Origin of the sequence: Rhizobacter sp. J219 (assembly GCF_024700055.1) — a bacterium.
Taxonomy (GTDB): Bacteria; Pseudomonadota; Gammaproteobacteria; order Burkholderiales; family Burkholderiaceae_C; genus Rhizobacter.
Genome location: NZ_JAJOND010000001.1, coordinates 1,436,903 through 1,459,848, shown reverse-complemented (window position 1 = coordinate 1,459,848; position 22,946 = coordinate 1,436,903). Strand labels below are relative to the sequence as shown.

Annotated in this window: 27 protein-coding genes and 1 pseudogene; 13 read left to right on the top strand and 15 right to left on the bottom strand. The window is 66.4% G+C overall.

The window, feature by feature from the left end; genetic code table 11:
• Positions 1–122: 122 nt before the first annotated feature.
• Genes LRS03_RS06685 through LRS03_RS06655 form a run of 7 tightly spaced genes read left to right on the top strand, consistent with a single transcriptional unit; the run spans position 123 to position 6,519 of the window.
• Complete coding sequence (locus LRS03_RS06685) at positions 123–2,918, top strand: TonB-dependent receptor plug domain-containing protein (protein WP_257824606.1); 2,796 nt, start codon at positions 123–125, stop codon at positions 2,916–2,918.
• Positions 2,918–3,580, top strand: a complete 663-nt coding sequence (locus tag LRS03_RS06680) for an energy transducer TonB (protein ID WP_257824605.1) — start codon at positions 2,918–2,920, stop codon at positions 3,578–3,580. The genes LRS03_RS06685 and LRS03_RS06680 overlap by 1 nt, the downstream gene beginning before the upstream one ends.
• A gap of 29 nt (positions 3,581–3,609) precedes the next feature.
• Positions 3,610–4,419, top strand: a complete 810-nt coding sequence (locus LRS03_RS06675; protein WP_257824604.1) for a MotA/TolQ/ExbB proton channel family protein — start codon at positions 3,610–3,612, stop codon at positions 4,417–4,419.
• 21 nt (positions 4,420–4,440) lie between these two features.
• A complete protein-coding gene (locus LRS03_RS06670) occupies positions 4,441–4,869 on the top strand; it encodes an ExbD/TolR family protein (protein WP_257824603.1) in 429 nt (142 codons plus the stop codon).
• Positions 4,870–4,880: 11 nt separating this feature from the next.
• The gene (locus tag LRS03_RS06665) at positions 4,881–5,309 is read left to right on the top strand and encodes an ExbD/TolR family protein (RefSeq protein WP_257824602.1); all 429 of its coding nucleotides are present in this window, start codon (positions 4,881–4,883) and stop codon (positions 5,307–5,309) included.
• Complete coding sequence (locus LRS03_RS06660) at positions 5,306–6,337, top strand: tetratricopeptide repeat protein (RefSeq protein ID WP_257824601.1); 1,032 nt, start codon at positions 5,306–5,308, stop codon at positions 6,335–6,337. The genes LRS03_RS06665 and LRS03_RS06660 overlap by 4 nt, the downstream gene beginning before the upstream one ends.
• The gene (locus tag LRS03_RS06655) at positions 6,337–6,519 is read left to right on the top strand and encodes a tetratricopeptide repeat protein (RefSeq protein WP_257824600.1); all 183 of its coding nucleotides are present in this window, start codon (positions 6,337–6,339) and stop codon (positions 6,517–6,519) included. Before LRS03_RS06660 ends, LRS03_RS06655 begins: the two co-directional genes overlap by 1 nt.
• Positions 6,520–6,624: 105 nt before the next feature.
• Here LRS03_RS06655 and LRS03_RS06650 read toward each other — a convergent pair whose 3' ends face one another.
• The 7 genes from LRS03_RS06650 to LRS03_RS06620 all read right to left on the bottom strand — a co-directional run bounded on the left by LRS03_RS06650 (position 6,625) and on the right by LRS03_RS06620 (position 11,316).
• Entirely contained in the window at positions 6,625–7,383 is a 759-nt protein-coding gene (locus LRS03_RS06650; RefSeq protein ID WP_257824599.1) for a 3-hydroxyacyl-CoA dehydrogenase, read from the bottom strand.
• A 79-nt stretch (positions 7,384–7,462) separates the two neighbouring features.
• The gene (adk, locus tag LRS03_RS06645) at positions 7,463–8,116 is read right to left on the bottom strand and encodes an adenylate kinase (protein ID WP_257824598.1); all 654 of its coding nucleotides are present in this window, start codon (positions 8,114–8,116) and stop codon (positions 7,463–7,465) included.
• 86 nt (positions 8,117–8,202) lie between these two features.
• On the bottom strand, positions 8,203–8,955 hold the full coding sequence (gene kdsB / locus LRS03_RS06640) for a 3-deoxy-manno-octulosonate cytidylyltransferase (RefSeq protein WP_257824597.1): 753 nt from the start codon (positions 8,953–8,955) through the stop codon (positions 8,203–8,205).
• The gene (locus LRS03_RS06635; protein ID WP_257824596.1) at positions 8,952–9,158 is read right to left on the bottom strand and encodes a Trm112 family protein; all 207 of its coding nucleotides are present in this window, start codon (positions 9,156–9,158) and stop codon (positions 8,952–8,954) included. The genes kdsB and LRS03_RS06635 overlap by 4 nt, the downstream gene beginning before the upstream one ends.
• A gap of 10 nt (positions 9,159–9,168) precedes the next feature.
• Entirely contained in the window at positions 9,169–10,188 is a 1,020-nt protein-coding gene (gene lpxK / locus LRS03_RS06630) for a tetraacyldisaccharide 4'-kinase (protein WP_257824595.1), read from the bottom strand.
• A 56-nt stretch (positions 10,189–10,244) separates the two neighbouring features.
• Positions 10,245–10,664, bottom strand: coding sequence for an ExbD/TolR family protein (locus LRS03_RS06625; protein WP_257824594.1), 420 nt, complete (start codon positions 10,662–10,664; stop codon positions 10,245–10,247).
• Between the two features lie 10 nt (positions 10,665–10,674).
• Positions 10,675–11,316, bottom strand: a complete 642-nt coding sequence (locus LRS03_RS06620) for a MotA/TolQ/ExbB proton channel family protein (RefSeq protein WP_257824593.1) — start codon at positions 11,314–11,316, stop codon at positions 10,675–10,677.
• A gap of 175 nt (positions 11,317–11,491) precedes the next feature.
• Here LRS03_RS06620 and LRS03_RS06615 point away from each other — a divergent pair, with 175 nt between their 5' ends.
• From LRS03_RS06615 to LRS03_RS06605, 3 genes are all read left to right on the top strand, one after another.
• The gene (locus LRS03_RS06615; protein WP_257824592.1) at positions 11,492–11,677 is read left to right on the top strand and encodes a hypothetical protein; all 186 of its coding nucleotides are present in this window, start codon (positions 11,492–11,494) and stop codon (positions 11,675–11,677) included.
• Positions 11,670–12,971 (top strand): exodeoxyribonuclease VII large subunit, encoded by a 1,302-nt coding sequence (xseA, locus tag LRS03_RS06610; protein ID WP_257824591.1) that lies wholly within the window; start codon positions 11,670–11,672, stop codon positions 12,969–12,971. The genes LRS03_RS06615 and xseA overlap by 8 nt, the downstream gene beginning before the upstream one ends.
• Before the next feature lie 88 nt (positions 12,972–13,059).
• Entirely contained in the window at positions 13,060–13,641 is a 582-nt protein-coding gene (locus LRS03_RS06605; protein WP_257824590.1) for a superoxide dismutase, read from the top strand.
• Positions 13,642–13,701: 60 nt separating this feature from the next.
• On the opposite strand, the gene LRS03_RS06600 is transcribed toward LRS03_RS06605, so the two are convergent.
• Positions 13,702–14,148 carry a DUF192 domain-containing protein gene (locus LRS03_RS06600; protein ID WP_257824589.1) on the bottom strand — a complete coding sequence of 149 codons (447 nt, stop codon included), beginning with the start codon at positions 14,146–14,148 and terminating at the stop codon, positions 13,702–13,704.
• 130 nt (positions 14,149–14,278) lie between these two features.
• On the bottom strand, positions 14,279–14,455 hold the full coding sequence (locus tag LRS03_RS06595) for a hypothetical protein (protein WP_257824588.1): 177 nt from the start codon (positions 14,453–14,455) through the stop codon (positions 14,279–14,281).
• A 140-nt stretch (positions 14,456–14,595) separates the two neighbouring features.
• Here LRS03_RS06595 and icd point away from each other — a divergent pair, with 140 nt between their 5' ends.
• Positions 14,596–15,849 carry an NADP-dependent isocitrate dehydrogenase gene (gene icd / locus LRS03_RS06590; RefSeq protein WP_257824586.1) on the top strand — a complete coding sequence of 418 codons (1,254 nt, stop codon included), beginning with the start codon at positions 14,596–14,598 and terminating at the stop codon, positions 15,847–15,849.
• A 66-nt stretch (positions 15,850–15,915) separates the two neighbouring features.
• Here icd and LRS03_RS06585 read toward each other — a convergent pair whose 3' ends face one another.
• Entirely contained in the window at positions 15,916–16,179 is a 264-nt protein-coding gene (locus LRS03_RS06585) for a cold shock domain-containing protein (RefSeq protein WP_257824584.1), read from the bottom strand.
• A 217-nt stretch (positions 16,180–16,396) separates the two neighbouring features.
• On the opposite strand from LRS03_RS06585, the gene clpS reads away from it, so the two are divergent.
• Positions 16,397–16,753 carry an ATP-dependent Clp protease adapter ClpS gene (gene clpS / locus LRS03_RS06580; protein WP_201803153.1) on the top strand — a complete coding sequence of 119 codons (357 nt, stop codon included), beginning with the start codon at positions 16,397–16,399 and terminating at the stop codon, positions 16,751–16,753.
• Positions 16,750–19,052, top strand: a pseudogene (clpA, locus tag LRS03_RS06575) (ATP-dependent Clp protease ATP-binding subunit ClpA). The gene clpS and the pseudogene clpA overlap by 4 nt, the downstream one beginning before the upstream one ends.
• Before the next feature lie 40 nt (positions 19,053–19,092).
• Here clpA and LRS03_RS06570 read toward each other — a convergent pair.
• The 5 genes from LRS03_RS06570 to LRS03_RS06550 are packed head-to-tail and all read right to left on the bottom strand — an operon-like array spanning position 19,093 to position 22,931.
• Positions 19,093–19,869 (bottom strand): M90 family metallopeptidase, encoded by a 777-nt coding sequence (locus LRS03_RS06570; protein ID WP_257824583.1) that lies wholly within the window; start codon positions 19,867–19,869, stop codon positions 19,093–19,095.
• Between the two features lie 5 nt (positions 19,870–19,874).
• Positions 19,875–20,666 (bottom strand): UDP-2,3-diacylglucosamine diphosphatase, encoded by a 792-nt coding sequence (locus LRS03_RS06565; protein WP_257824582.1) that lies wholly within the window; start codon positions 20,664–20,666, stop codon positions 19,875–19,877.
• A 15-nt stretch (positions 20,667–20,681) separates the two neighbouring features.
• Positions 20,682–21,182: a peptidylprolyl isomerase gene (locus LRS03_RS06560; RefSeq protein ID WP_257824581.1), complete on the bottom strand. Its 501-nt coding sequence runs from the start codon at positions 21,180–21,182 to the stop codon at positions 20,682–20,684.
• 1 nt (position 21,183) lies between these two features.
• Entirely contained in the window at positions 21,184–21,738 is a 555-nt protein-coding gene (locus LRS03_RS06555; RefSeq protein ID WP_257829440.1) for a peptidylprolyl isomerase, read from the bottom strand.
• Positions 21,738–22,931 (bottom strand): L,D-transpeptidase family protein, encoded by a 1,194-nt coding sequence (locus tag LRS03_RS06550; protein WP_257824580.1) that lies wholly within the window; start codon positions 22,929–22,931, stop codon positions 21,738–21,740. Before LRS03_RS06550 ends, LRS03_RS06555 begins: the two co-directional genes overlap by 1 nt.
• Positions 22,932–22,946: the final 15 nt, after the last annotated feature.

Sequence of the window (22,946 nt, the reverse complement as noted above, 5' to 3'; positions counted from 1 at the left end):
AGAGGGACGTTGCGGATGCCTTTGAAGACAATGCGAGATTGATCTCTGGCACACAAGAAGAGACACGTCGGTCGGGATCGGCACGGGCCTTGCACGATCGCGACCGAATTTCAGGAGCCCCCATGTTCAGAAGAACCAAGATCTGCTCGGCTGCCGTGATGGCGGTCGGCGGCGTGCTGGCCGTCGGGCCGGCGTTCGGTCAACCGCAGCTGGAACGCGTCGAGATCACCGGATCGTCGATCCGCCGCATCGACGCCGAGGCGGCGCTGCCGGTGCAGGTCATCAAGAAGGAAGACATCGCCCGCAGCGGGGCCACCTCGGTCACCGATCTGCTGCAGCGCCTGACCTACGTGCAGGGCTCTTTCGTCGAGTCGGCGGGCGTGGGCGGCGGGGCAGGGGGCGTGACCACGGTGTCGCTGCACAACCTGGGCGACACCCGCACGCTCGTCCTGCTGAACGGCCACCGCATGGCGCAGTTCGGCGGCCAGACGCTCACCGGCTTCGCCGCCGCGATGGACCTCAACGCGCTGCCGCTGGCGGCGATCGAGCGCATCGAGGTGCTGACTGACGGTGCCTCGGCGCTGTATGGGGCCGATGCGATCGCCGGCGTGATCAACTTCATCACCCGTCGCAACACCGACGAAGGCGATGTGTCGGTCGGCTTCTCCTTCCCGCGCGGCGGCGCCCGCGAGAAACGCGTGAGCGCCACCAAGGGCTTCGGCAAGCTGGAGCAAGACGGCTTCAACGTGTTGCTGTCGCTGTCGCACGACGAGCGCACCCGGCTCGATTCGACCGAGCGCGATTTCGGCAACTCGGCCGAGGTGCGTTTCAACCACGCGGGCAAGAGCTACCGCGTGCAGCAGGTCACCGCGGCGGCCATCCCGGCCAACGCGTACCACGACAACGGCACGCCGGCCGACGACAGCGACGACTTCCTCTTCAACCCCTACTACGTGGCCAACGGCCGCTGTCCCGACAAGACCTTCCTGGTCAGCGACTTCGGCGACTACTGCGCCTTCAACTTCGTCGGCGAGCTGGAGGTCTACCCCGCGCGCAAGCGCACCAGCGTGCTGGGCTCGCTGAACATGAAGATCGGCGATCACACGCCGTATGTGGACGTGCTGTATTCCGAGTCGGTGCAGAACTCCCGCATCGCCCCCGTGCCCGGCGTCATTTCCATCGCGGCCGGCAGCCCCCTGCACAACACCTATCTGCTGCCCAACGGCGTGGCGGGCGACAGCGAGGCCTACTACCGCATCTACGACCTCGGCAACCGCAGCTACGAGGACAAGGCGACCTTCGTCGATTTCTCCACCGGCTCCAAGGGCCAGCTGCTGGGGTGGGACTACAACGCCTTCTATGCGCATTCGCAGAGCGAGTCGGTGCAGAACATCGCTGGCCTGCCGGGCGCGCTGGCGGTGGCGCGCGTTGCCAACAGCGGGCTGCTCGACCCGTTCGTCGGGCCTGGCCAGCAGTCGGCGGCCGGTGTCGCTGCCCTCAACTCGATCAACTACAAGGGCTACTGGGACGGCGGCATCTCCAAGCTCGACTCGGTGGGCGTGCGCGCGTCTGCCGAAGTGCTCACGCTGCCGGCGGGCCCGATGATGCTGGGCACCGGTGTTTCGTTCCAGCGCGAGAGTTTCTCGTCGCGGCCGAGCCTCTATGCGCAGGGCCGGCTGGCCGACCCGGTGGCGGGCACGCTGTGCGACCCGCTGGCCACCTCGGGGCCGACGCAATGCGACCAGCGCTTCGGCGACGCCGCGCAGTCGATCCCGTACTCATCGTCACGCAACAGCTACAGCGCGTTCGGCGAGCTGATCGCGCCTGCAGCCAAGGGGCTGGAGTTCATCACCTCTCTGCGCTTCGACCGCTACGACGACTTCGGCAAGGCCACCACGGCCAAGGGCGGTTTCCGCTGGCAGCCCAACCCGCAGCTGATGGTGCGAGGCTCCGTCGGCACCGGCTTTAGGGCACCGACCTTGCCGCAGGTCAACGCGCCGCGCCAGACCTACGGGGTGACCTTCAACGACTACACCTGCGGCCCTGAACTGCTGGCGATCGCCGCGTCGCTTGGCGCCACCTGCCGGCCGGGCACGTCGCAATACGACGTGGTGGCCGCCGGCAACACCGAACTGAAGCCCGAGAAATCGCGCCAGCGTTCGCTCGGCCTGCGCTTCGAGCCGGGGCGCGACGTGACCCTGGGTGCCGATCTCTGGTACGTGCGCATCAAGAACAACATCGGCCAGCTGACCGAAGAAGAGGTGTTCGCCAACCCGCAGCTCTACGCGAACTCCTGGACCACCCGCACCGACACCGGTACCGGCAACGTGTACGTCGCCTTCCTCGCCGACAACAAGAACCTCGGCACCGACAGTCTGACGGGCCTGGACATCGACGCCACCGCGCGCGCGCGCCTGCCGTTCGCATCGCTGACCTCACGCTTTGCGCTCACCTACATGATCCGTGAGCAGCGCCAGCTCACACCCACCGGCCGCAAGTATTCCGCCATCGGTGGCGGCGACGAAGCGTTGGGCGTGGTCACGTTCCGCTGGCTGGGCAGCTGGGCCAACACCTTCCAGCACGGTCGCTGGGCCCACACCTTCACCACCAATTTCCGATCGGGCTATCTCGATGCGACGAGCACGGTGGAAGAGCTCGACGCCTCCGGCAACCCGACGGGCAACTACGAAGACATCCGCCTGCCGGTCAAGCGCCACGTCACGCTCGACTGGCAGACGCAGTGGAACCCGCGCAAGGACATGGTGGTGAGCGTGGGCCTCCTGAACGTGTTCAACACCAAGCCGCCGCTGTCGATCTCGTCGGGCGGCGGCAACCGTGGCCAGCAGTTCGGCTATGACGACCGCTACTACTCGTCGGTCGGCCGCACGGCGTACGTGAACGCGTCGTACAAGTTCTGATGAAGGATTTCTCGAAGGGTCCCGCGGCCGCGAGGCGCCGCCTGATCGGCATCGCAGTCGTCGGTGCGCTGCATGTGCTGCTCATCTTCGGGCTGATGACGGGCCTGTCGCGCAAGGACATCGAGGTCGTGCGGGCGCCGATCGAGACCAAGGTGATCGAGGAGATCACCAAGCCGCCACCGCCGCCCGAGGTGGCGCCGCCGCCTCCGCCCAAGCTGGAGGCGCCACCGCCGCCGTTCATCCCGCCGCCGGAGGTGCAGGTGGCTGTGCCGCCGCCGCCCGCGCCCACCATCACCACCACGCCGACGCCGCCCCCACCGGCGCCGGTGGCGATCGCGCCGGTGGTGCCTGCACCCGTGGCCTCGGCGCCGCCTGCGCCACCGGCCCCGCCGTCGCTGCTTGCCATCTGCCCCGGGTACAAACAGATCCTGCTGGACGGCGGCTTCCCACGGGAAGCACGGCGTGCGCAGCTCGACTCGGGCGAGGTCACGGTGTCGTTCACCATCGCCACCACCGGCGAGGTGAAGAACGTGGCGATCGCGAAGTCGACGCATCGTGCGTTCAACCGCCACAGCATCGAGATGGTGTCGCAGTTCAAGTGCATCGGGCAGGCTCAGGAGGTGGCCGGCGTGCTGCTCCCGCTCACCTTCAACTCACAGTAGTTTTTTGTTTGCAGCAGATCGGAATCACGATGTCCATTCTTCAAAAACTCCATTCGCTCGCGGCCGGTTTGCTGCTCGCCGCAGCCTTCGCCTCGGCACCCGCGCAAGCCCAGGCACCGGCCTCGGCCCCCGTGGCTGCGGCCACTGTGGCCCCGGCCGTCAGCAAAGAAAGCGTCGAGAACCCCTACGACCTCAAGCACATGCTGATGCAGGGGGACAAGGTCACGCTCTTCACCTTCGGCCTGCTGGTGCTCATGAGCCTGGCGAGCTGGTACATCCTCATCACCAAGTTGATCGAGAGCGCCAGGCTCGCGGCCGAAGCCCGGCAGGCGCGGGCGAACTTCTTCAAGTCGGCGACGCTCGCCGATGGCCTCAAGACCCTGAAGCCCGACGGCGTGTTCCAGTTCATCGCCGAGAGCGGCATCGAAGCCGGCCGCGACCATTCGGGTGAACTCACCGCCAACATCGACCGCAACACCTGGATCGGCATGAGCGTGCAGCGCGCCGTCGACACGGTGCACAGCCGCATGCAGGACGGCCTGGCGGTGCTGGCCACCGTGGGCTCCACCGCGCCCTTCGTCGGCCTCTTCGGCACGGTGTGGGGCATCCTCAACGCGCTCACCGCCATCGGCATCGCCGGCCAGGCCTCGATCGACAAGGTGGCCGGCCCCGTGGGCGAGGCGCTCATCATGACGGCCATCGGCCTCGCGGTCGCGGTGCCGGCGGTGCTGGGCTACAACTGGCTGGTGCGTCGTAACAAGGTGGCGATGGAGTCGGTGCGCGGCTTCGGCGCCGACCTGCACGGTGTGCTGCTGGGCAGCCGTGCTGCGGCTCGCTGATCACTGGCCGGAGCGCATGCCATGGCGATGAATGTCGGGGCCCCCGACGGCGACGAAGACGAGGTGCTGTCCACCATCAACACCACGCCGCTGGTCGACGTGATGCTGGTGCTGCTCATCATCTTCCTCATCACCGTGCCGGTGGTGACACAGAACGCGGCCGTCGCGTTGCCCAAGGAAACCAACCTCGCGCGCCAGACCAAGCCTGAGAACATCGAGATCTCGGTCACCAAGGACGGCGACGTGTACTGGAACGCCGTGCTGGTGGCCGACAACGACGCGCTCGTCGAGCGGCTGAAGAAGGTGTCGGTGACGGTGCCGCAGCCCGAGGTGCACATCCGCGGCGACGAGAAGGCGCGCTACGAGTCGGTGGGGCGGGTGGTGTTTGCCTGCCAGCGCGCGGGCATCCAGAAAGTCAGCTTCGTCACCGAGCCGCCGCCGCGCAGCTGAAGGGCACACCCATGGCAATGAACATCGGCCCAGGTGGCAACGACAACGACCCCGACGTGATGGTCGAGATGAACACCACGCCGCTGATCGACGTGATGCTGGTGCTGCTCATCATGCTCATCATCACCATCCCGATCCAGCTGCATTCGGTCAACCTCAACATGCCCACCGGCGCACCGCCGCCGACCGCGCCGCCGCAGGTGGTGACCATCGACGTCGACTTCGACGGCAAGGTGTTCTGGGACGGCGTGGGCCTGGCCGATCGCGCCGAGCTGGAGGCCCGGCTCGCAGCGACCGCGGCCCTGCCCGATCAGCCCGAGGTGCACCTGCGCCCCAACAAGCTCGTCGAATACAAGGACGTGGCGATGGTCCTGGCCAGCGCCCAGCGGCTGGGTGTGACCAAGCTCGGAATCGTGGGCAACGAGCAGTTCGTCAAATGATGCGGCTCGCGTTTGTCGGCTTGTGTCTGTGCCTCCGTCTCGCCGTGGGCCAGGCGCAGGAGGCGCTGCGGCCCGAGGTGGGCAAGCCGCTGCTGGCCGCGCAGGAGCTCATCAAGGCGCAGAAATACAAGGAGGCGCTCGTCAAGGTGCGTGACGCCGAGGCCGTGCCGAACAAGAGCGCACACGAGAGCTACATGGTCGAGCGCATGCGCATCGCCGCGGCCTCGGGCGCCGGCGATGCCGAGCTGGCCGCGAAGTCGTTCGAGGCGCTGAAGGCCAGCGGCCGGCTGCCGGCGGCCGAGCAGCTGCGGATGCTGGAGTCCTTGGCCGGCGCCTTCTACAGGGCAAAGGACTACGCCAGGACCATCACCTGGGGCAAGCGCTACCTGGCCGAGGGCGGCCCCAACGCGCAGATCCGTACGCTGGTGATCCAGTCGCAGTACCTCGCGGGCGATTTCGCCGGTGCGGCGAAGGAGCTGGTGGTCGAGGTGCAGGCCGATGACAAGGCCGGCCGGGTGACGCCCGAAGACCGCCTCACCCTGCTGCTCAACGCCGCGCAGCGTGCCAACGACGCGTCAGGCCAGTGGCTGGCGATGGAACGCCTTGTCGCCCACTACCCGAAGCCGGCGTACTGGAGCGACATGCTGGCGCGCCTGCAGCGCAAGCCCGGCTTCAGCGATCGGCTCGCGCTCGACACCTACCGCCTGATGCTGGCGACCGGCAGCATGCGCAACGCGAACGACTACATGGAGATGGCGCAGCTCGCGGTGCAGGCGGGCCTGCCGGGCGAAGGGCAGCGGGTGGTCGACAAGGGTTTTGCGGCGGGCGTGCTCGGCACCGGCACACCTGCCGAGGCCGACCGGCACCGCCGCCTGAAGGAGCTCGTGGCCAAGCGGGCTGCCGAAGAGAAGCAGGGCCTGGCGGCGCGCGAGGCCCAGGCCGCGTCAGCGCGGGGCGGCGACGAATTCTCGTCAACCTCGGCTTTTCAGAGACCTTCCTCGGCGAGTCGAAGAAGGGCCTTGCGCTGATGGAGCAGGGCATCGCCAAGGGCGGTCTTAAACGGGCCAACGATGCGAAGCTGCACCTTGGCATCGCCTACCTTGCGGCGGGCGACAACGCGAAGGCGCTCTCGGTCCTCAAGACCGTGACCGGCCAGGACGGCACATCTGATCTGGCCCGCCTGTGGACGCTGTTGGCGCGTCAAAAATAGAGCGAGCGCAGCGAGCGAGCCATCAAGCCGCGCCCAAGGGACGGGTTCCCCGGCCCGATGGGTGGCGCCCCTTGGGGGCAGGAGCGAAGCGACTGGGGGGCCGAGTCAACGCGGTGCGAGGCGGATGGCGCCGTCGAGGCGGATCACCTCGCCATTGAGCATGTCGTTGGTGATGATCTGGTGCACGAGCTTGGCGTAGTCGGCCGGCGTGCCCAGGCGGCTCGGGAAGGGCACGCTCGCGGCCAGCGCGTCCTGCACCTCCTGCGGCATCGAGAACAGCATCGGGGTGCCGAAGATGCCGGGGGCGATCGTCATGTTGCGGATGCCGTTGCGTGCGAGGTCGCGGGCGATCGGCAGCGTCATGCCGACGACGCCGCCCTTGGAGGCGGAGTAGGCCGCCTGGCCCATCTGCCCGTCGTAGGCGGCCACGCTCGCGGTGGAGATCATCACGCCGCGCTCGCCCGTCGGCTCGGGTTCGTTGCGGCACATCGCCTCGGCCGCGAGGCGGATCATGTTGAAGCTGCCGATCAGGTTGACCGTCACCACCTTGCTGAAGAGCGCGAGCGGGTGAGCGCCTTCCTTGCCGACGGTCTTGACGGCGGGCGCGATGCCGGCGCAGTTGACGAGGCCCATCAGCTTGCCCATCGAGGTGGCGGCGGCCACGGCCGCCTGGCCGTCGGCTTCCTGGCTCACGTCGCAGCGCACGAAGCGGCCGCCGAGTTCCTGGGCGACGGCCTCGCCACGCTCGGCCTGCAGGTCGGCGATCAGCACCTTGCCGCCGTTGGCAGTCAGCATGCGTGCCGTGCCTTCGCCGAGGCCCGATGCGCCGCCGGTGACGATGAAGACTTTGCCTGCGATGTCCATGAGAAGCTCCTTGAGGGTGAGGGCTGGAAGGAAAAAGCCGCTCGGTGGAGCGGCTTTTGGAGGGTGTGCGTCGTGCGCGTCAGCTGAGGGCCTGCAGGGCCCGTGCGGTGATTTCGTCGACCGTGCCGGTGCCCGAGATCTTCCGGTACTTCGGCGCGTTGGCGTCGCCGTTGGCGGCCCACTTGGCGTAGTAGTCGACGAGCGGCCGGGTCTGGTTCTGGTAGACCTCGAGGCGCTTCTTGACGGTCTCTTCCTTGTCGTCCTCGCGCTGCACGAGGTCTTCGCCTGTCACGTCGTCCTTGCCGGCCACCTTGGGCGGGTTGAACTTCACGTGGTAGGTGCGGCCAGAGGGTTGATGGGTGCGGCGGCCGCTCATGCGCTCGATGATGTCCGAGTCGGGCACGTCGATCTCGAGCACGAAGTCGAGCTTGACGCCAGCGGCCTTCATCGCGTCGGCCTGCGGGATGGTGCGCGGGAAGCCATCGAACAGGAAACCGTTTGCGCAGTCGGGCTGCGCGATGCGCTCTTTCACGAGGCCGATGATGATGTCGTCGCTCACGAGGGCACCCGAGTCCATCACCTTCTTGGCCGCGAGGCCGAGCGGCGTGCCGGCCTTCACGGCGGCACGCAGCATGTCGCCGGTGGAGATCTGCGGAATGCCGAACTTCTGGCAGATGAACGCAGCTTGCGTGCCTTTCCCGGCGCCAGGCGCGCCCAGAAGGATCAGTCTCATGGGTTGTCCTCTATCTCTATGTATGAAAGCTTGTCAGTGCCTGCAGAGCGGGCAGGCCTAAGGTGCCAACGAGAATAGCACGCGTGTCATACGAGAAGCTGACGCACACGCGCCAGGTCTTCGGGTGTGTCGATGCCGGGGCCGGGCCGGCTGTCGCTCACGTGCACCGCGATGCGCTCGCCGTGCCAGAGCACCCGAAGCTGTTCGAGCGATTCGATCGCTTCAAGCGGCGAGGGCGGCAATTGCGGGAAGCGGCGCAGGAAGCTGGCGCGATAACCATAGATGCCGATGTGGCGCAGCGGCGCCGGCTGCGGCAGCTGGGTCACGCCTTGCGCATGCCCGTCGCGCCACCACGGGATGGGCGCTCGCGAGAAGTAGAGCGCCCGCGCCGAGCCGTCGAGCACGACCTTCACGACGTTGGGGTTGAGCAGTTCGTCGACCTTGTCGATCGCATGCGCCGCGGTGCTCATCACGCACTCGGGCCGCGAGGCGAGCAGCGATGCGCAGGCGTCGATCAATGCCGGGTCGATCAGCGGCTCGTCGCCCTGTACGTTGACCACCGCATCGTCGCCATCCAGCCCGAGCAGCGCGCAGGCCTGGGCCAGGCGGTCGCTGCCGGTCGGGTGCTCCGGATCGGTGAGCACGCAGTCGACCGAGTGGACGCGACAGGCCTGCACGATCTCGTCGTCGTCGGCGGCGACCACCACCCGGGCCGCATTCGACGCGGCAGCGCGGCGCGCGACGCGCACGACCATCGGCACGCCGCCGAGGTCGGCCAGCACCTTGCGCGGCAGGCGCGTCGACTTGAGCCGTGCCGGCACGAGCACGGTGAACTTCACGCGGCGGCCTCTGGTGCGGGCGCCGGGCTGTCGGTGGAGCGGGCCTCCGATTCAAGCATCACCGGGATGCCGTCGCGCACCGGGAACGCCAGCCGGTCGGCACGGCAGACGAGTTCCTGGGTAGCGTGCGTCGGCGGGCGCAGGTGTTCGAGGGGGCCCTTGCAGAGCGGGCATACGAGGAGCTCGAGCAAGCGAGTGTCCATGTCGGGTCCTTCAGGTGGTGGGCGCAGTGGTGAGCCACGACAGCAGTTGCGGGGCGATGGCCGCGTCGATCTCAAAGTCTAGCGTTGCGACCCACACCCGCGTCGTGCCCATGCGCTCGGGGCGAAGCTTGACCGCGTCTTTCTCGGTGACGATCACGTCGGTGGCCGTCGCGGGCCAGGGCAGGGTCGTGAAGGGATGGTGGTCGGGCAGCGGCAGCTCGTCGATGTCGAGGCCCTGCGCGCGCAGCATCTCGAAGTAGCGCTGCGGCCGTGCCATGCCGGCGGCGGCGATCAGCGGGCGGCCCTTCAGCGACGCAAAGGCCTCAGGGCTTGCGGCCCGGCCGGCCCACCAGTCAGCGAGTGGGGCCAGGCCGCGCAGCTCGCGCCGGGCCAGGTGCCCGGGAAGAAGCGTGCTCGGACGCCCGGCGTTGTAGACCACCACGCTGCGCGGCGGCACGTCGGCAGGCACGGGCTCACGCAACGGGCCGGCCGGCAGCAGCCAGCCGTTGCCGGCACCACGTTCGTCGAACACGATGACCTGCGCGTCGCGTGCGAGGCGTCGGTGCTGCAGGCCATCGTCGCTGAGCAGCACCGTGACCTCGGGGTGGGCGCCGAGCAGCAGGCGACCGGCCGCGACACGATCGGCGCCGACCGCCACCGGCGCGCCGGTGCGCAGGTGCATGAGCAGCGGCTCGTCGCCGGCGATGCCGGCCGTGCTGTCTCGTGTGACGAGGAGCGGCTCGTCGGTCGAGCGGCCGTAGCCGCGCGAGACGATGCCGGGGCGGTGTCCATGCGCTCTCAGCAATTGGACGAGCGCCATCGTGGTCGGTGTCTTGCCCGCCCCGCCCACGACAAGGTTGCCCACCACCAGCACCGGCACCGGCAAACGCTGGGAACGCAGGAGTCCGGTGCGGTAGCCCAGCTCGCGCAGCGCCATCAGCAGCCGGTAGACGCACGACACAGGCCACAGCAGCCGGGCGGTGGCGCCGCGCGCGAGCCAGGCCTCTTGCAGTTTCGATGCGGCCGGCACGGTGGTGTCGTAGGCAGAAGGGAAGAAGGGCCAGGCAGCGGACGGCTGCCGCGCCCTCAGCGGCCTTGGTTGGCCTGGGTGGCGAAGGTGAGCTTGGGCAGCCCGGCGCGGCGGGCCGCGTCCATCACCGTGATGACCGACTGGTGCGCCGCGGTGGCGTCTGCCGAGATGATGATGATCGTGTCCTTCGAGCCTTCGGAGGCGACGGCCAGCTCGCCGGCCAGCATTTCCACGCTGCGGCCTTCGAGCAGCTTGCGGTTGATCGCGTAGCGTCCGTCGCCCGAGACCGAGACGATGATCTCGCGCGGGTTGTCGCGCGGGCGGTCGGCGTCGGCCGTGGGCAGGGTGACGTTGAGTTCGGTGAACTTGGAGTAGGTGGTCGAGAGCATCAGGAAGATGATCACGACCAGCAGCACGTCGATGAACGGGATCAGGTTGATCTCCGGTTCCTGGTCGTGATGCTTGCGGAAGTTCATCGGCATACGCTCAGGGCGCCTTCTTCACCGGCGGGACGGAGAAGCGCATGAGATGCGGCACCAGGCGCTCGGCGGCCTGCTCCATCTCGAGCGTGTATTCCTCGATGCGGCCGCGGAAGTAGCGGTAGGCGATGAGGGCCGGAATGGCGATGATCAGTCCGAAGGCGGTGTTGTAGAGCGCGATCGAGATGCCGTGGGCCAGCATCGCGGGGTTGCTGCCGCCCGTCGGCGCCTGCGAGCCGAAGATCTCGATCATGCCGATCACCGTGCCCATGAGCCCGAGCAGCGGGGCCGCCGAGGCGATGGTGCCGATGGTGTTCATGTAGCGCTCCATGCGGTGCACGGCTACGCGCCCGGCCGACTCGAACGACGCGCGCAACACCGGCTCGGTGAGCCGCGGGTCGGCGATCACGGTGCGCAGCCCGGTCGCGAGCACCATGCCGAGGATGGAGTTGTCGGCAAGCTTGTTGACGACGTCGGCTCCGGGCAGGTGGGCGCGCGTCACCGAGATCACTTCATCGAGGAGCTTGGGCGGGGCGACCCGGGCGGTGCGCAGGCTGGAGACCCTTTCGATGATCAGCGCCAGCGCCACGACGGAACACAGAATCAAGGGCCAAATGGGCCAACCAGCGGCTTGTATGATCGAAAACAATCCTGTCCTCTTCGAGTCTGCCCCCAGGCGGGAGGCGCGATTATGGCCTTCTGGCCGCGCTTGTCACCTTGCCCGATCGTTGCCTGTTGTGACTGCGCCGCTGCCCTTGAAATCACGTGCTGCGCTCGTCCACTGCAAGTGTGGATAACTTTGTGGGCAACCCAGGGGCACACGCGTGCAGGCCGCGAAAAATCAGGCGCTGCGTCAGTTTGCTCAAAACTTAGGCAAAGAAAATCCTTTGAAAATCAATAGCTTGCACGATTGTGAAAGCCTCGTGACAGCCAAAACGGCGCGCCATGCCTTGATTGGCGCGCTTGTGGAGTTCTCGACCCGCATCAGGCTTGGGTTTGCTCATGGTTGAGCCGCTGTTTGCGCGCCCTGAGCGCATGGTCTGGGGCGTGGCCGGGCTGGTGCATGCGGTGTCGGATGCACTTGCCGCGCGGTTTGCGGCCTGCACGGTTCGCGGTGAGGTGTCGGGCTTTTCGCGTGCCGCGAGCGGGCATTGCTACCTGAGCCTGAAAGACGCGGATGGGGGCGCGGCGTTGCTGCGCTGTGCGATGTTTCGCCGCGCGGCGAGCCTGCTCGACTTCGCACCCGCCGACGGCCAGCTGGTCGAAGTGCGCGGGCGCCTGGCGGTCTACGAGCCTCGCGGCGAATTGCAGTTCGTCATCGAGTCGATGCAGCGTGCGGGTGCAGGGGCCTTGTTCGAGCAGTTCCAGAAACTGCGGGCGCGGCTGGAAGGCGAGGGCCTCTTCGATGCCGATCGCAAGCGCGCGTTGCCGCGCTTTCCGAGTCGCATCGGCGTGGTCACCTCGCTGGGGGCGGCGGCCTTGCACGACGTGCTGACATGCTTTGCCCGGCGTGCACCCCATGTGGAGGTCATCGTGTACCCGAGTCTGGTGCAAGGGGCCGAGGCGCCGCTGGCGCTGGTTGATGCCCTGCAGACGGCCGACCGCCGGCGCGAGGTCGACATGCTCATCCTGTGCCGCGGAGGTGGGTCGCTGGAAGATCTGTGGGCCTTCAATGACGAGCGCGTGGTGCGGGCGATCGTGGCCTGCGAGTTGCCGGTGCTGTGCGGCGTGGGACATGAGACCGACGTGACCCTCGCCGACCTGGCCGCCGACGTGCGCGCGCCGACACCGACGGCGGCCGCCGAATTGGCCTCCCCAACGCAGGAAGAGGGCCTCGCTCTGCTGGCGGCCGTGGCGCGGGTGATGCAACGCCGCGTCTACCAGGTCGTCGACACCCAGGAGCAGCGCATTGACCGCGCAACCCTGCGCCTGATGCGTCCGGCCGATGTGGTGCGGCGCCAGGCGGAGCGCCTCGCCTTGCTGCGGCAGCGCTTGCAGGCGCGCGCCGCGCGCCATGTGCCGCAGCAGCGCCAGGCCTGTCGCGAGTGGCAAGGGCGGCTTGCTCGCGGGGCGAGTGTGGCTGTCGCCTCGCATCGGCAACGTCTCGCGTCGCTTCAGGCGCGCTTGTCGGCGCTCGACCCGCGCCGGGTGCTGGGCCGGGGCTATGCGTGGTTGAGCGATGAGCAGGGCCATGCGCTCACGAGCGTCAACGCCGTGACCGCCGGCCAGGCGATCACGGCAGAGCTGGCCGATGGGCAGGTGACAGCCTCGGTCGTGGGCGTGATGCGGCGCGACGCCGAATAACCCGCTCGCGACAGGGCGCGCACGCCGTCGCGCGAGCGTGCCTACAATGCCCGCGAATTTCTCTCGTCTGCCCCGAAAGGACTCGCTCATGGAACACACCCTGCCGCCACTGCCGTACGCCCACGACGCCCTGGCGCCCCACCTCAGCAAGGAAACGCTCGAGTACCACCACGACAAGCACCACAACGCCTACGTCGTGAACCTCAACAACCTGCAGAAGGGCACCGAGTTCGAATCGAAGAGCCTGGAAGAGATCATCAAGACCTCGTCGGGTGGCATCTACAACAACGCCGCGCAGATCTGGAACCACACCTTCTTCTGGAACTGCATGAAGCCGCAAGGTGGCGGCGAGCCGACCGGCGCGCTGGCCGAGGCCATCAACAAGAAGTTCGGCAGCTTCGCCGCTTTCAAGGAAGCGTTCACCAAGAGCGCCGTCGGCAACTTCGGCTCGGCCTGGACCTGGCTCGTGAAGAAGCCGGACGGCAGCGTTGACATCGTCAACATGGGCGCCGCCGGTACCCCTCTGACCACCGCCGACAAGCCGCTGCTGACGATCGACGTGTGGGAGCATGCGTACTACATCGACTACCGCAACCTGCGTCCGAAGTTCGTCGAGGTCTTCCTCAACTCACTCGTGAACTGGGACTTCGCGGCGAAGAACTTCGCCTGATCGCGTCGCGTACCGCGGCGACAAAAAGGCCGGTCTCGAACCGGCCTTTTCATTTGGGCCTCAAGAGCCGAACGGGCGGCCCGTCAGCTTGCTTCCCGGTTTGATGCCGCGCTTGGCGAACCAGCCTTGGTTCATCTCCAGCACGTAGCGCACGGGTTGGGCGGAGCAGTGCGAGTCCAGCGTCTGGGGTTTCATGTCTTCGATGTTGACGATCGTGCCGTCGTCGGCGATGAACGCTGTCGACAGCGGCAGGAAGGTGTTCTTCATCCAGAAGCACTGCTTGGCGGGTTGCTCGAACACGAAGAGCATGCCTTCGTTGGTCGGCATCGTCTCGCGGAACATCAGGCCGGTGGCGTGCTGATCCGGGGTTTGCGCCACCTGCGCCACGATGTTGTGGATGCCTGCGGAAAGCTTGAGTGTCGGCAGGCTCTGCGGACTGTTCTGGGCGGCGACGTGGGCGCCGCTGGCTGCGAGGCAGAGGGCGAGCAGAAGGCTTCGTTTCAGCATGGTGGTGGGCTTGGCAGGAGTTCGCAGGATTATCCTGAAGGTGCCATGAAAAACGCCCGGCAAGGACCGGGCGTTTTCGCGGAGGCTGCCGTTTCCAGCAACCGACCATTGGTAGTCAGCGAAACGCTGATTACTTCTTGGCTTCTTCCTTCTTGGCTTCCTTCTTCTCGGCCTTGGCATCGGCCTTCTTCTCAGCCTTGGCTTCGGCCTTGGCGGCGGAAGCGGCGGGCTTGGCCGACTTGGCGTCGGTTGCGTAGGCGCCAACGGCGAACAGGGAAGCGATCAGAGCGGCCAGAAGCTTGTTCATTTGATTTACCTTTCGAAAGTTTCGGATATCCGCCGCGCGCTCATCGCGCGGCAGGCAGTCAACGTGGCCCCTCGTCAGTCGGTTGACAGAGTCCGTGGCATAGAATCTTTCGTTACCTATCGCAGTCCGGAGCCGACGACATGTACAAGCACATCAAAGTCCCTCAAGGTGGGCAGAAGATCAGCGTTAACCCCGACTTCTCGCTCAACGTTCCCGACCAGCCCATCATTCCCTACATCGAGGGCGACGGCACCGGATTCGACATCACGCCCGTCATGATCAAGGTGGTCGACGCCGCGGTCGAGAAGGCGTACGCGGGCAAGAAGAAGATCCACTGGATGGAGATCTACGCCGGCGAGAAGTCGACCAAGATCTACGGCCCCGATGTGTGGCTGCCCGAAGAGACGCTCGAGGTGTTGCGCGAGTACGTCGTCTCCATCAAGGGCCCGCTGACCACGCCCGTGGGCGGCGGCATCCGCTCGCTCAACGTCGCCCTCCGCCAGGAGTTCGACCTCTACGTCTGCTTGCGGCCGATCCAGTATTTCAAGGGCGTGCCCTCGCCGGTCAAGGAGCCCGAGAAGACCAACATGGTGATCTTCCGCGAGAACTCGGAAGACATCTACGCCGGCATCGAATATGAAGCCGAAAGCGACAAGGCCAAGAAGCTCATCAAGTTCCTGCAAGACGAGCTGGGCGTCAAGAAGATCCGCTTCCCGAACACCTCGGGCATCGGCATCAAGCCGGTTTCGCGCGAAGGCACCGAGCGCCTGGTGCGCAAGGCCATCCAGTACGCGATCGACAACGACAAGCCCAATGTGACGCTGGTGCACAAGGGCAACATCATGAAGTTCACCGAAGGTGGCTTCCGTGACTGGGGCTACGCGTTGGCGCAGAAGGAATTCGGCGCCCAGCTGATCGACGGCGGCCCGTGGTGCAAGTTCAAGAACCCGAAGACGGGCAAGGAAATCACCGTCAAGGATTCCATCGCCGATGCCTTCCTGCAGCAGATCCTGTTGCGCCCGGCCGAATACTCGGTGATCGCCACGCTCAACCTGAACGGCGACTACGTGTCCGACGCGTTGGCAGCGCAGGTCGGCGGCATCGGCATCGCCCCGGGGGCCAACCTGAGCGACTCGGTGGCCATGTTCGAGGCAACCCACGGCACCGCCCCGAAGTACGCCGGCAAGGACTACGTCAACCCGGGTTCCGAGATCCTCTCGGCCGAGATGATGCTGCGTCACATGGGCTGGACGGAAGCGGCCGACCTCATCATCAGCTCGATGGAAAAGTCGATCCTGTCGAAGAAGGTGACCTACGACTTCGCCCGCCTGATGGACGGTGCGACGCAGGTGTCGTGCTCCGGTTTCGGTCAGGTCATGATCGAGAACATGTAATCTCGACCCCGCCAGCAAAAAAAGCCCACCGACGGTGGGCTTTTTTGTAGCCGTCGCGGCCGCCGGTCAGAGGCTCGCGCTGACGCCCATGCTGGGCGCGACGGTGGGCAGGGGCCCATCGAGCGTTTCGTGCGGGCAGATGTTTTGCGCCAGCTGACCCTTCGGGCCTTGGACCGCGTCGTAACTCACGCGGCCGCCCTGTTTGAGGGTGCGAAAGCCATCCATCTTGATGGCAGAAAAATGGGCAAAGACATCCTCGCCTCCACCCTCGGGTTCAATGAAGCCAAAACCTTTTGCATCGTTGAACCACTTGACAGTTCCGAACGCCATGGGCTCCTCCCTAGAACCGCGGCATTCTTAGTCTGTGTTTTGGGGCTGTCAAGGTGCCTTACCCCGAGCTGGCATCCATCTTGAATGGGTCTGGTGTTGCGGCCGGATGGCTCCAAAAGAGCGCCCGCTGTGATGCATTTGTGCCCTTGCGCTTGGCGGCTTCGGCGCAATATCCGAGACACTGAAGCGCAAAGCATCAACTCATTAGAATGAATCCATGCCTGACGACACCCCGCCGCCGCCAAAGCCTCCCAAGGCTGTGCCGCCTCCAGAGCGCGGCCAGGGTGCGGTTGTCGCCGAGCGCAAGACGGCCAAGACAGAGCCGCCTCGGATGTTCCAGGTGGTGCTCCTGAACGACGACTACACCCCCATGGAGTTTGTCGTGATGGTGCTTCAGGAATATTTCAAACGCGACCTCGAGACGGCGACGCAGATCATGCTCAAGGTGCACAAGGAAGGCCGTGGCGTCTGTGGTGTCTACACCAAGGACGTGGCGGCCACGAAGGTCGAACTGGTGCTGACTGCTGCCCGGCGGGGCGGTCACCCGCTGCAATGCATTATGGAGGCCGCATGATTGCGCAAGAGCTAGAGGTCAGCCTGCACATGGCGTTCGTCGAGGCGCGCCAGCAGCGCCACGAATTCATCACCGTCGAGCACTTGCTGATGGCGCTGCTCGACAACCCGTCGGCTGCAGAAGTCCTGCGGGCCTGCTCGGCCAACATCGACGAGCTGCGCAAGAGCCTGGCGCAGTTCATCAAGGAAAACACGCCCACCGTGGGTGGCACCGAAGAGGTCGACACCCAGCCGACGCTCGGGTTCCAGCGCGTGATCCAGCGGGCGATCATGCACGTGCAATCCACCGGCAGCGGCAAGAAGGAAGTGACCGGCGCCAACGTGCTGGTCGCGATCTTCGGCGAGAAGGATTCGCACGCTGTCTATTACCTGCACCAGCAGGGCGTGACCCGCCTGGACGTGGTGAATTTCATCGCCCACGGCATCAAGAAGACCGATCCGCCGGAGCAACCCAAGTCGAGCGAGGGTTCCGGCGGGGAGGGTGAAAAGGAAGAGGGCGAATCCAAAGGCTCACCGCTCGACCAGTTCACGCAGAACCTCAACCAGATGGCCCGCGACGGCAAGATCGACCCGCTGATCGGGCGCGAGCACGAGGTCGAGCGTGTCATCCAGATCCTGTGCCGCCGCCGCAAGAACAACCCGCTGCTGGTGGGCGAGGCCGGCGTGGGCAAGACGGCGATTGCCGAAGGCCTGGCCTGGCGCATCACCCAGAGCGAAGTGCCCGAGATCCTGGCCGACGCCCAGGTGTACGCACTCGACATGGGCGCACTGCTCGCCGGCACCAAGTACCGCGGTGACTTCGAGCAACGCCTGAAGAGCGTGCTCAAGCACCTGAAGGACCAGCCGAATGCGGTGCTCTTCATCGACGAGATCCACACGCTGATCGGCGCCGGGGCCGCTTCGGGCGGCACGCTTGATGCCAGCAATCTGCTCAAGCCGGCGCTCAGCTCCGGCCAGATGAAGTGCATCGGGGCGACCACGTTCACCGAGTACCGAGGCATCTTCGAGAAGGATGCGGCGTTGTCGCGTCGCTTCCAGAAGGTCGACGTGGTCGAGCCTTCGGTGGAGCAGACGGTCGAGATCCTGAAGGGTCTGAAGTCGCGTTTCGAAGAGCACCACAGCGTGAAGTACGCGCTGGGCGCCCTGCAGGCGGCAGCCGAGTTGTCGGCCAAGTTCATCAACGACCGCCACCTGCCCGACAAGGCGATCGACGTGATCGACGAGGCCGGCGCCGCGCAACGCATCCTGCCCAAGAGCAAGCAGAAGAAGACCATCACCCGCAACGAAGTCGAAGAGATCGTCGCGAAGATCGCGCGCATCCCGCCGACCAGCGTGTCGAACGACGACCGCTCCAAGCTCAAGACGCTTGAGCGCGACCTCAACAGCGTGGTCTTCGGCCAGGAGCCGGCGATCGAAGCGCTGGCCGCGGCCATCAAGATGGCGCGCTCTGGCCTCGGCAAGCCCGACAAGCCGATCGGCTCGTTCCTCTTCAGCGGCCCCACCGGCGTTGGCAAGACCGAGGTCGCGAAGCAGCTGGCGTTCATCCTCGGCATCGAGCTGATCCGCTTCGACATGAGCGAGTACATGGAGCGCCACGCGGTCAGCCGCCTGATCGGCGCGCCTCCGGGCTATGTCGGGTTCGACCAGGGCGGCCTCCTGACCGAGGCCATCACCAAGAAGCCGCACGCGGTGCTGCTGCTCGACGAGATCGAGAAGGCTCACCCGGATGTCTTCAACGTGCTGTTGCAGGTCATGGACCACGGCTCGCTGACCGACAACAACGGGCGCAAGGCCGACTTCCGCAACGTCATCATCATCATGACGACCAATGCGGGTGCCGAGACCATGAACAAGGCCACCATCGGCTTCACCACCTCGCGCGAGCAGGGGACGAGATGGCCGACATCAAGCGCCTGTTCACGCCGGAGTTCCGCAACCGCCTGGACGCGACTGTCAGCTTCCGTGCGCTCGATGAGGAAATCATCATGCGCGTGGTCGACAAGTTCCTGCTGCAGCTGGAAGCGCAACTGGCGGAGAAGAAGGTCGAAGTGACCTTCAGCGACGCCCTGCGCAAGCACCTGGCGAAGAAGGGCTTCGATCCGCTGATGGGTGCACGCCCGATGCAGCGCCTGATCCAGGACACGATCCGCCGTGCACTCGCTGACGAGCTGCTGTTCGGTCGCCTGGTCGACGGTGGTCGCTTGGCGGTCGACCTCGATGCCGACGGCAAGGTCGTGCTGGACATCCAGCCGCCGAAGAAGAGCGACAACAAGCCGAAGGCCGAGCCGGCGACGGCCTGAGTTTCTCCGTGCATCGAACGGGGCCTTCGGGCCCCGTTTTTCATGGGGCTCGCGCGCCCGGGTCTTGACGGAAGAAACTCTTCAGCAGTTCGTACAGGTAGGGATCGTCGTCGCGCAGCGCGGCGCCGGCGACGAAGAAACCTTCGCACGCGACGGCGAAGAACTCGCTGACCGACTCAGCGCCGTAGGGGTCGAGCACGGTCTCAAGGCCGGCATCGAGGCGTCGCACCAGGCGCAGGTGGCTGGCCTCGATGACGCGCCGCCAGTGTTCTCTCGATGCGGCGTCCGGCAGCGGCGGGATGCCGGTGGCGTCGCCACTGCGCAGCTCGATCACGTGGGCGAATTCGTGGATCACGACGTTGTAGACCGGGCCGTCGGTGTGCGCGGCGTCCGTGACGCCTCGCCAGCTGAGCATCATCGGGCCGTCGCCCAGGGCCTCGCCGACAAGCGCCTCTTCGTACTGATGCACGACGCCGAACTCGTCGGTCACTTCGCGGGACGCGACCACTTCGTCGGGGTGCAGCACGATGGTCACGAAGCTGTCGTACCAGTGCAGGCCGAGTTCCAGCACCGGCAGGCAGGCCTGGGCAGCGATGGTCACCGCCATGTCGTCGGTGACCTCGAGGCCGCCCGCGCCGGTGAATTCCTTCTGCGCGAGGAAGAGGGTGGCCATCTCGCGCAGGCGTTGCGCGTCATCGGCAGGCAATGCGGCCAGGAAGGGATAGGCTGCAAGCGTCGCCTGCCACATCGCGTCCGGAATTGGGCGTTTCGCCAACGTGCGGCGGTCTCGCCAGCGGCGCCAGGCGGCCAGCACCATGGCGTTCAGCCGGCCAGGGCTTGTGCGAGCGGCAGGCGCTCGAAGCCGTCGCGCGTGAGGCGCAGCACCTCGGCGCGATGCGGTGCGTGGTCGAGTTCCCAATCGGACAGCACGTGCCGCTCGCACCCTTCGCCCAGCGATTGCGAGGCCGGGCGGTGCGTGTGGCCGTGCACCATCGTCGTGGACGAGGCGGCACGCAGCCAGGTGAGGGCTTCGGGCACGTCCACGTCGGCCCACTCTTCCGGCGAGGCCTGCGACTTCTTGCGGGCCTCACTTTGCTGGCGGACCTGGCGCGCGTACTCGCGGCGCGCTTCGAGTGGCTGCGCCAGGAACTGCTGCTGCCAGACCGGGTTGCGCACCATGCCGCGGAACTTCTGGTATTCGGTATCGGCAAGGCACAGGGCGTCGCCGTGGGTGAGCAGCACCCGTCGGCCGAAAGCGACGAGCAGCGTCGGGTCGGCAAGCGCCGTCACGCCGCTGTCTGCCAGCAATGCGTCGCCCACCAGAAAGTCCCGGTTGCCGACGAGGAAGGCGAGGCGGCGCTTCGCGGCCGCCTCACGCAGCACTTTTGTGCAGTCGGCTTCGAAACCCTCGAAGCGCGAGTCGTCACCAACCCACACCTCGAACAGGTCGCCGAGGATGAACACCGCATCGGCCGGCGTGCCGCGCAGGTACGAAGCCCAGGATTCGTAGGTCCGCGGCGTGTCGGCGCTCAGGTGCAGGTCGGAGATGAAGTCGATGCGCTGCCAGTGCGCATCGGCATGGAGCTCGGGCGGCGCGGAAAGCACTTCACTCATCGCGCCGCACACCCCTTAGACGACGACCGCCTTGGTGATCACCACGTCTTCCAGCGGCACGTCACCGTGGCCGCCACGGTTGCCGGTCTTCACGCCCTCGATGGCGTCGACCACGTCCTGGCCGGAGACGACCTTGCCGAACACGGCATAGCCCCAGCCGTTGGGCGACTCGGACTTGAAGTTGAGGAAGTCGTTGTCGGTGGTGTTGATGAAGAACTGCGCCGAGGCCGAGTGCGGGGCGCTCGTGCGCGCCATCGCGACCGTGTAGTGGTCGTTCTTCAGGCCGTTGTTGGCCTCGTTCTGGATCGGAGCGTCGGTGGGCTTTTGCTTCATGCCCGGCTCGAAACCGCCGCCCTGGATCATGAAGCTCTTGATCACTCGGTGGAACACCGTGCCGTCGTAGTGGCCCTTCTCGACGTAGGAGACGAAGTTGGCGACGGTCACCGGCGCCTTCGCTTCGTCGAGCTCCAGTCGGATGTTGCCCTTGTTGGTCTGCAGTTCGATGGTCTTGCTCATGTCATTTCTCCAGAGTGGCTTTCTTGATGACCACGGGGGTGCTCGGCACGTCGCCGGGGCCGGTGGGCACGGCGCGGATCTTGTCGACGACCTCCATGCCCGAGACGACCTTGCCGAACACGGCATAGCCGTGACCGTCGGGTGAGCGCGCGGCGTTGAGGAAGTCGTTGTTCTTCACGTTGATGAAGAACTGAGAGGTGGCCGAGTTCGGGTTGGGCGTGCGCGCCATCGCGATGGTGCCGCGGTCGTTGTTGAGGCCGTTGCGGCTTTCCAGCTCGATCGGTTCGCGGGTCTTCTTTTCCTTTAGGTCGGCCGTCATGCCGCCGCCCTGGATCATGAAGTTGTCGATCACGCGATGGAAAACCGTGCCGTCGTAGTGGCCGGCCTTCACGTATTGCACGAAATTGGCGACCGTCTTGGGTGCCTTGGCGGCGTCGAGTTCGACCACGATGTCGCCGAGCGAGGTGGCGAGCTTGACCTTCTGGGCATGGGCAGCAAGGCTCGCACCGAGGCCGATGACGGCGGCGACGACGACTGGCAGCCAGCGGGTTTTCATCATCCGATCACTCCTTCGAAAAAGATTTTCCATTGTCCACCCTCCTTGCCCCAGTACTGGCGCTTCATCGGGCCGCTGCGCTGGCCTTTGAGGACTTCACCGAAGGTGACGACCAGCACCTCGCTGGTGTCGCGCCAGGAGAGGATGGACAGCTCCTTCAGCTCCGACTCGCGGCCGCCGGCGGCGTTCAGTTCGCGGCTCAGGGTCTTGGACCACTGGGCAAGGTCGGCATTGCCGCTCGTGAACTGGGGCGAGTAGAAGGACATCAGCCGGGCCATGTCGCCGCGTGAACGGGCCTTTCGCCACTGTTCGACCATTGCTCGTGCGGCGGTGCGTTCCTGCTCGGTCTGGCTCTGCGCCACCCATTCGATCTTGGGCGTGATCACGACCGGCGTACGTCGCGGCGACACCTCGCTCAACAGGCGCGTCAGGTCGTCGTTGGCGAGCACCACGCAGCCGTCGGTGCTCTGCGGTGTGCGCGCGTAGTTCTCGGGTGGCACACCGTGCAGCCAGATGCCGCTGCCGGTCTTGCCGCGGCGACGGTCGTACTCGTTCGGGTAGTTGAGCGTGAGCGCGCCGGGGCCGTAGAAGTCCTTCAGCTGACGGCCTTCCAGGCGGCTGGTGATGAAGTACACGCCGAGCGGCGTGCGCTGGTCGCCTTGCTCTTTCTTGTCGACGCCCAGGCGGCCGAGCGAGACGTAGTGGTCGGCGACCAGGCGCAGGCCTTGCGCGTTGTTCTCGAAGAGGTACAGGCGCGAGCGGCTCGCGTCGACCGCGATCGCGTGGCGGGTGCTGGTCGGCAGGTCGACGAACTGCCGAGGCACGGTCTGTGCGGGCGGGCGCTCGGTGAGGGCGGCCAGGCGAACGGCGGCTTCTCGCCTGAGCTGCGCCCAGTTCGACGCGGCGGACGCCGGCAACTCCGACGGTGCGGCCTCCAGCGGGCCGAGCTTCCCGCGGCGGGTGAGCAGGAGGTCGCCGTAGACGAGTTGCGCCAGCTGGAAGTTGGGCACATCCTGTGCAAGCGCTTCTGCCCGTGCGAGGGCTTGTCGAGTGTCGCCGGCGCGGATCAGGCGGTAGACCTCGATGAGCCGGGCTTCCGGCGAGGCATGCCGCGCCGGGGCCAGGCTGCTCTTGGCCGGCGGCGGCGAGGCGGCAAGCGTCGCCAACGGGGCCGCGAGGGCACACGTGGCCATGACGGCTGCGCTGAA

Bases quoted from the DNA above. Each gene is read 5' to 3' on its own strand.
- LRS03_RS06685 (WP_257824606.1), top strand. From the start codon at position 123: ATGTTCAGAAGAACCAAGATCTGCTCGGCTGCCGTGATGGCGGTCGGC.
- LRS03_RS06680 (WP_257824605.1), top strand. From the start codon at position 2,918: ATGAAGGATTTCTCGAAGGGTCCCGCGGCCGCGAGGCGCCGCCTGATC.
- LRS03_RS06675 (WP_257824604.1), top strand. From the start codon at position 3,610: ATGTCCATTCTTCAAAAACTCCATTCGCTCGCGGCCGGTTTGCTGCTC.
- LRS03_RS06670 (WP_257824603.1), top strand. From the start codon at position 4,441: ATGGCGATGAATGTCGGGGCCCCCGACGGCGACGAAGACGAGGTGCTG.
- LRS03_RS06665 (WP_257824602.1), top strand. From the start codon at position 4,881: ATGGCAATGAACATCGGCCCAGGTGGCAACGACAACGACCCCGACGTG.
- LRS03_RS06660 (WP_257824601.1), top strand. From the start codon at position 5,306: ATGATGCGGCTCGCGTTTGTCGGCTTGTGTCTGTGCCTCCGTCTCGCC.
- LRS03_RS06655 (WP_257824600.1), top strand. From the start codon at position 6,337: ATGGAGCAGGGCATCGCCAAGGGCGGTCTTAAACGGGCCAACGATGCG.
- LRS03_RS06650 (WP_257824599.1), bottom strand. From the start codon at position 7,383: ATGGACATCGCAGGCAAAGTCTTCATCGTCACCGGCGGCGCATCGGGC.
- adk (WP_257824598.1), bottom strand. From the start codon at position 8,116: ATGAGACTGATCCTTCTGGGCGCGCCTGGCGCCGGGAAAGGCACGCAA.
- LRS03_RS06635 (WP_257824596.1), bottom strand. From the start codon at position 9,158: ATGGACACTCGCTTGCTCGAGCTCCTCGTATGCCCGCTCTGCAAGGGC.
- LRS03_RS06625 (WP_257824594.1), bottom strand. From the start codon at position 10,664: ATGAACTTCCGCAAGCATCACGACCAGGAACCGGAGATCAACCTGATC.
- xseA (WP_257824591.1), top strand. From the start codon at position 11,670: ATGGTTGAGCCGCTGTTTGCGCGCCCTGAGCGCATGGTCTGGGGCGTG.
- LRS03_RS06605 (WP_257824590.1), top strand. From the start codon at position 13,060: ATGGAACACACCCTGCCGCCACTGCCGTACGCCCACGACGCCCTGGCG.
- LRS03_RS06600 (WP_257824589.1), bottom strand. From the start codon at position 14,148: ATGCTGAAACGAAGCCTTCTGCTCGCCCTCTGCCTCGCAGCCAGCGGC.
- LRS03_RS06595 (WP_257824588.1), bottom strand. From the start codon at position 14,455: ATGAACAAGCTTCTGGCCGCTCTGATCGCTTCCCTGTTCGCCGTTGGC.
- icd (WP_257824586.1), top strand. From the start codon at position 14,596: ATGTACAAGCACATCAAAGTCCCTCAAGGTGGGCAGAAGATCAGCGTT.
- LRS03_RS06585 (WP_257824584.1), bottom strand. From the start codon at position 16,179: ATGGCGTTCGGAACTGTCAAGTGGTTCAACGATGCAAAAGGTTTTGGC.
- clpS (WP_201803153.1), top strand. From the start codon at position 16,397: ATGCCTGACGACACCCCGCCGCCGCCAAAGCCTCCCAAGGCTGTGCCG.
- LRS03_RS06570 (WP_257824583.1), bottom strand. From the start codon at position 19,869: ATGGTGCTGGCCGCCTGGCGCCGCTGGCGAGACCGCCGCACGTTGGCG.
- LRS03_RS06565 (WP_257824582.1), bottom strand. From the start codon at position 20,666: ATGAGTGAAGTGCTTTCCGCGCCGCCCGAGCTCCATGCCGATGCGCAC.
- LRS03_RS06560 (WP_257824581.1), bottom strand. From the start codon at position 21,182: ATGAGCAAGACCATCGAACTGCAGACCAACAAGGGCAACATCCGACTG.
- LRS03_RS06555 (WP_257829440.1), bottom strand. From the start codon at position 21,738: ATGAAAACCCGCTGGCTGCCAGTCGTCGTCGCCGCCGTCATCGGCCTC.
- LRS03_RS06550 (WP_257824580.1), bottom strand. From the start codon at position 22,931: ATGGCCACGTGTGCCCTCGCGGCCCCGTTGGCGACGCTTGCCGCCTCG.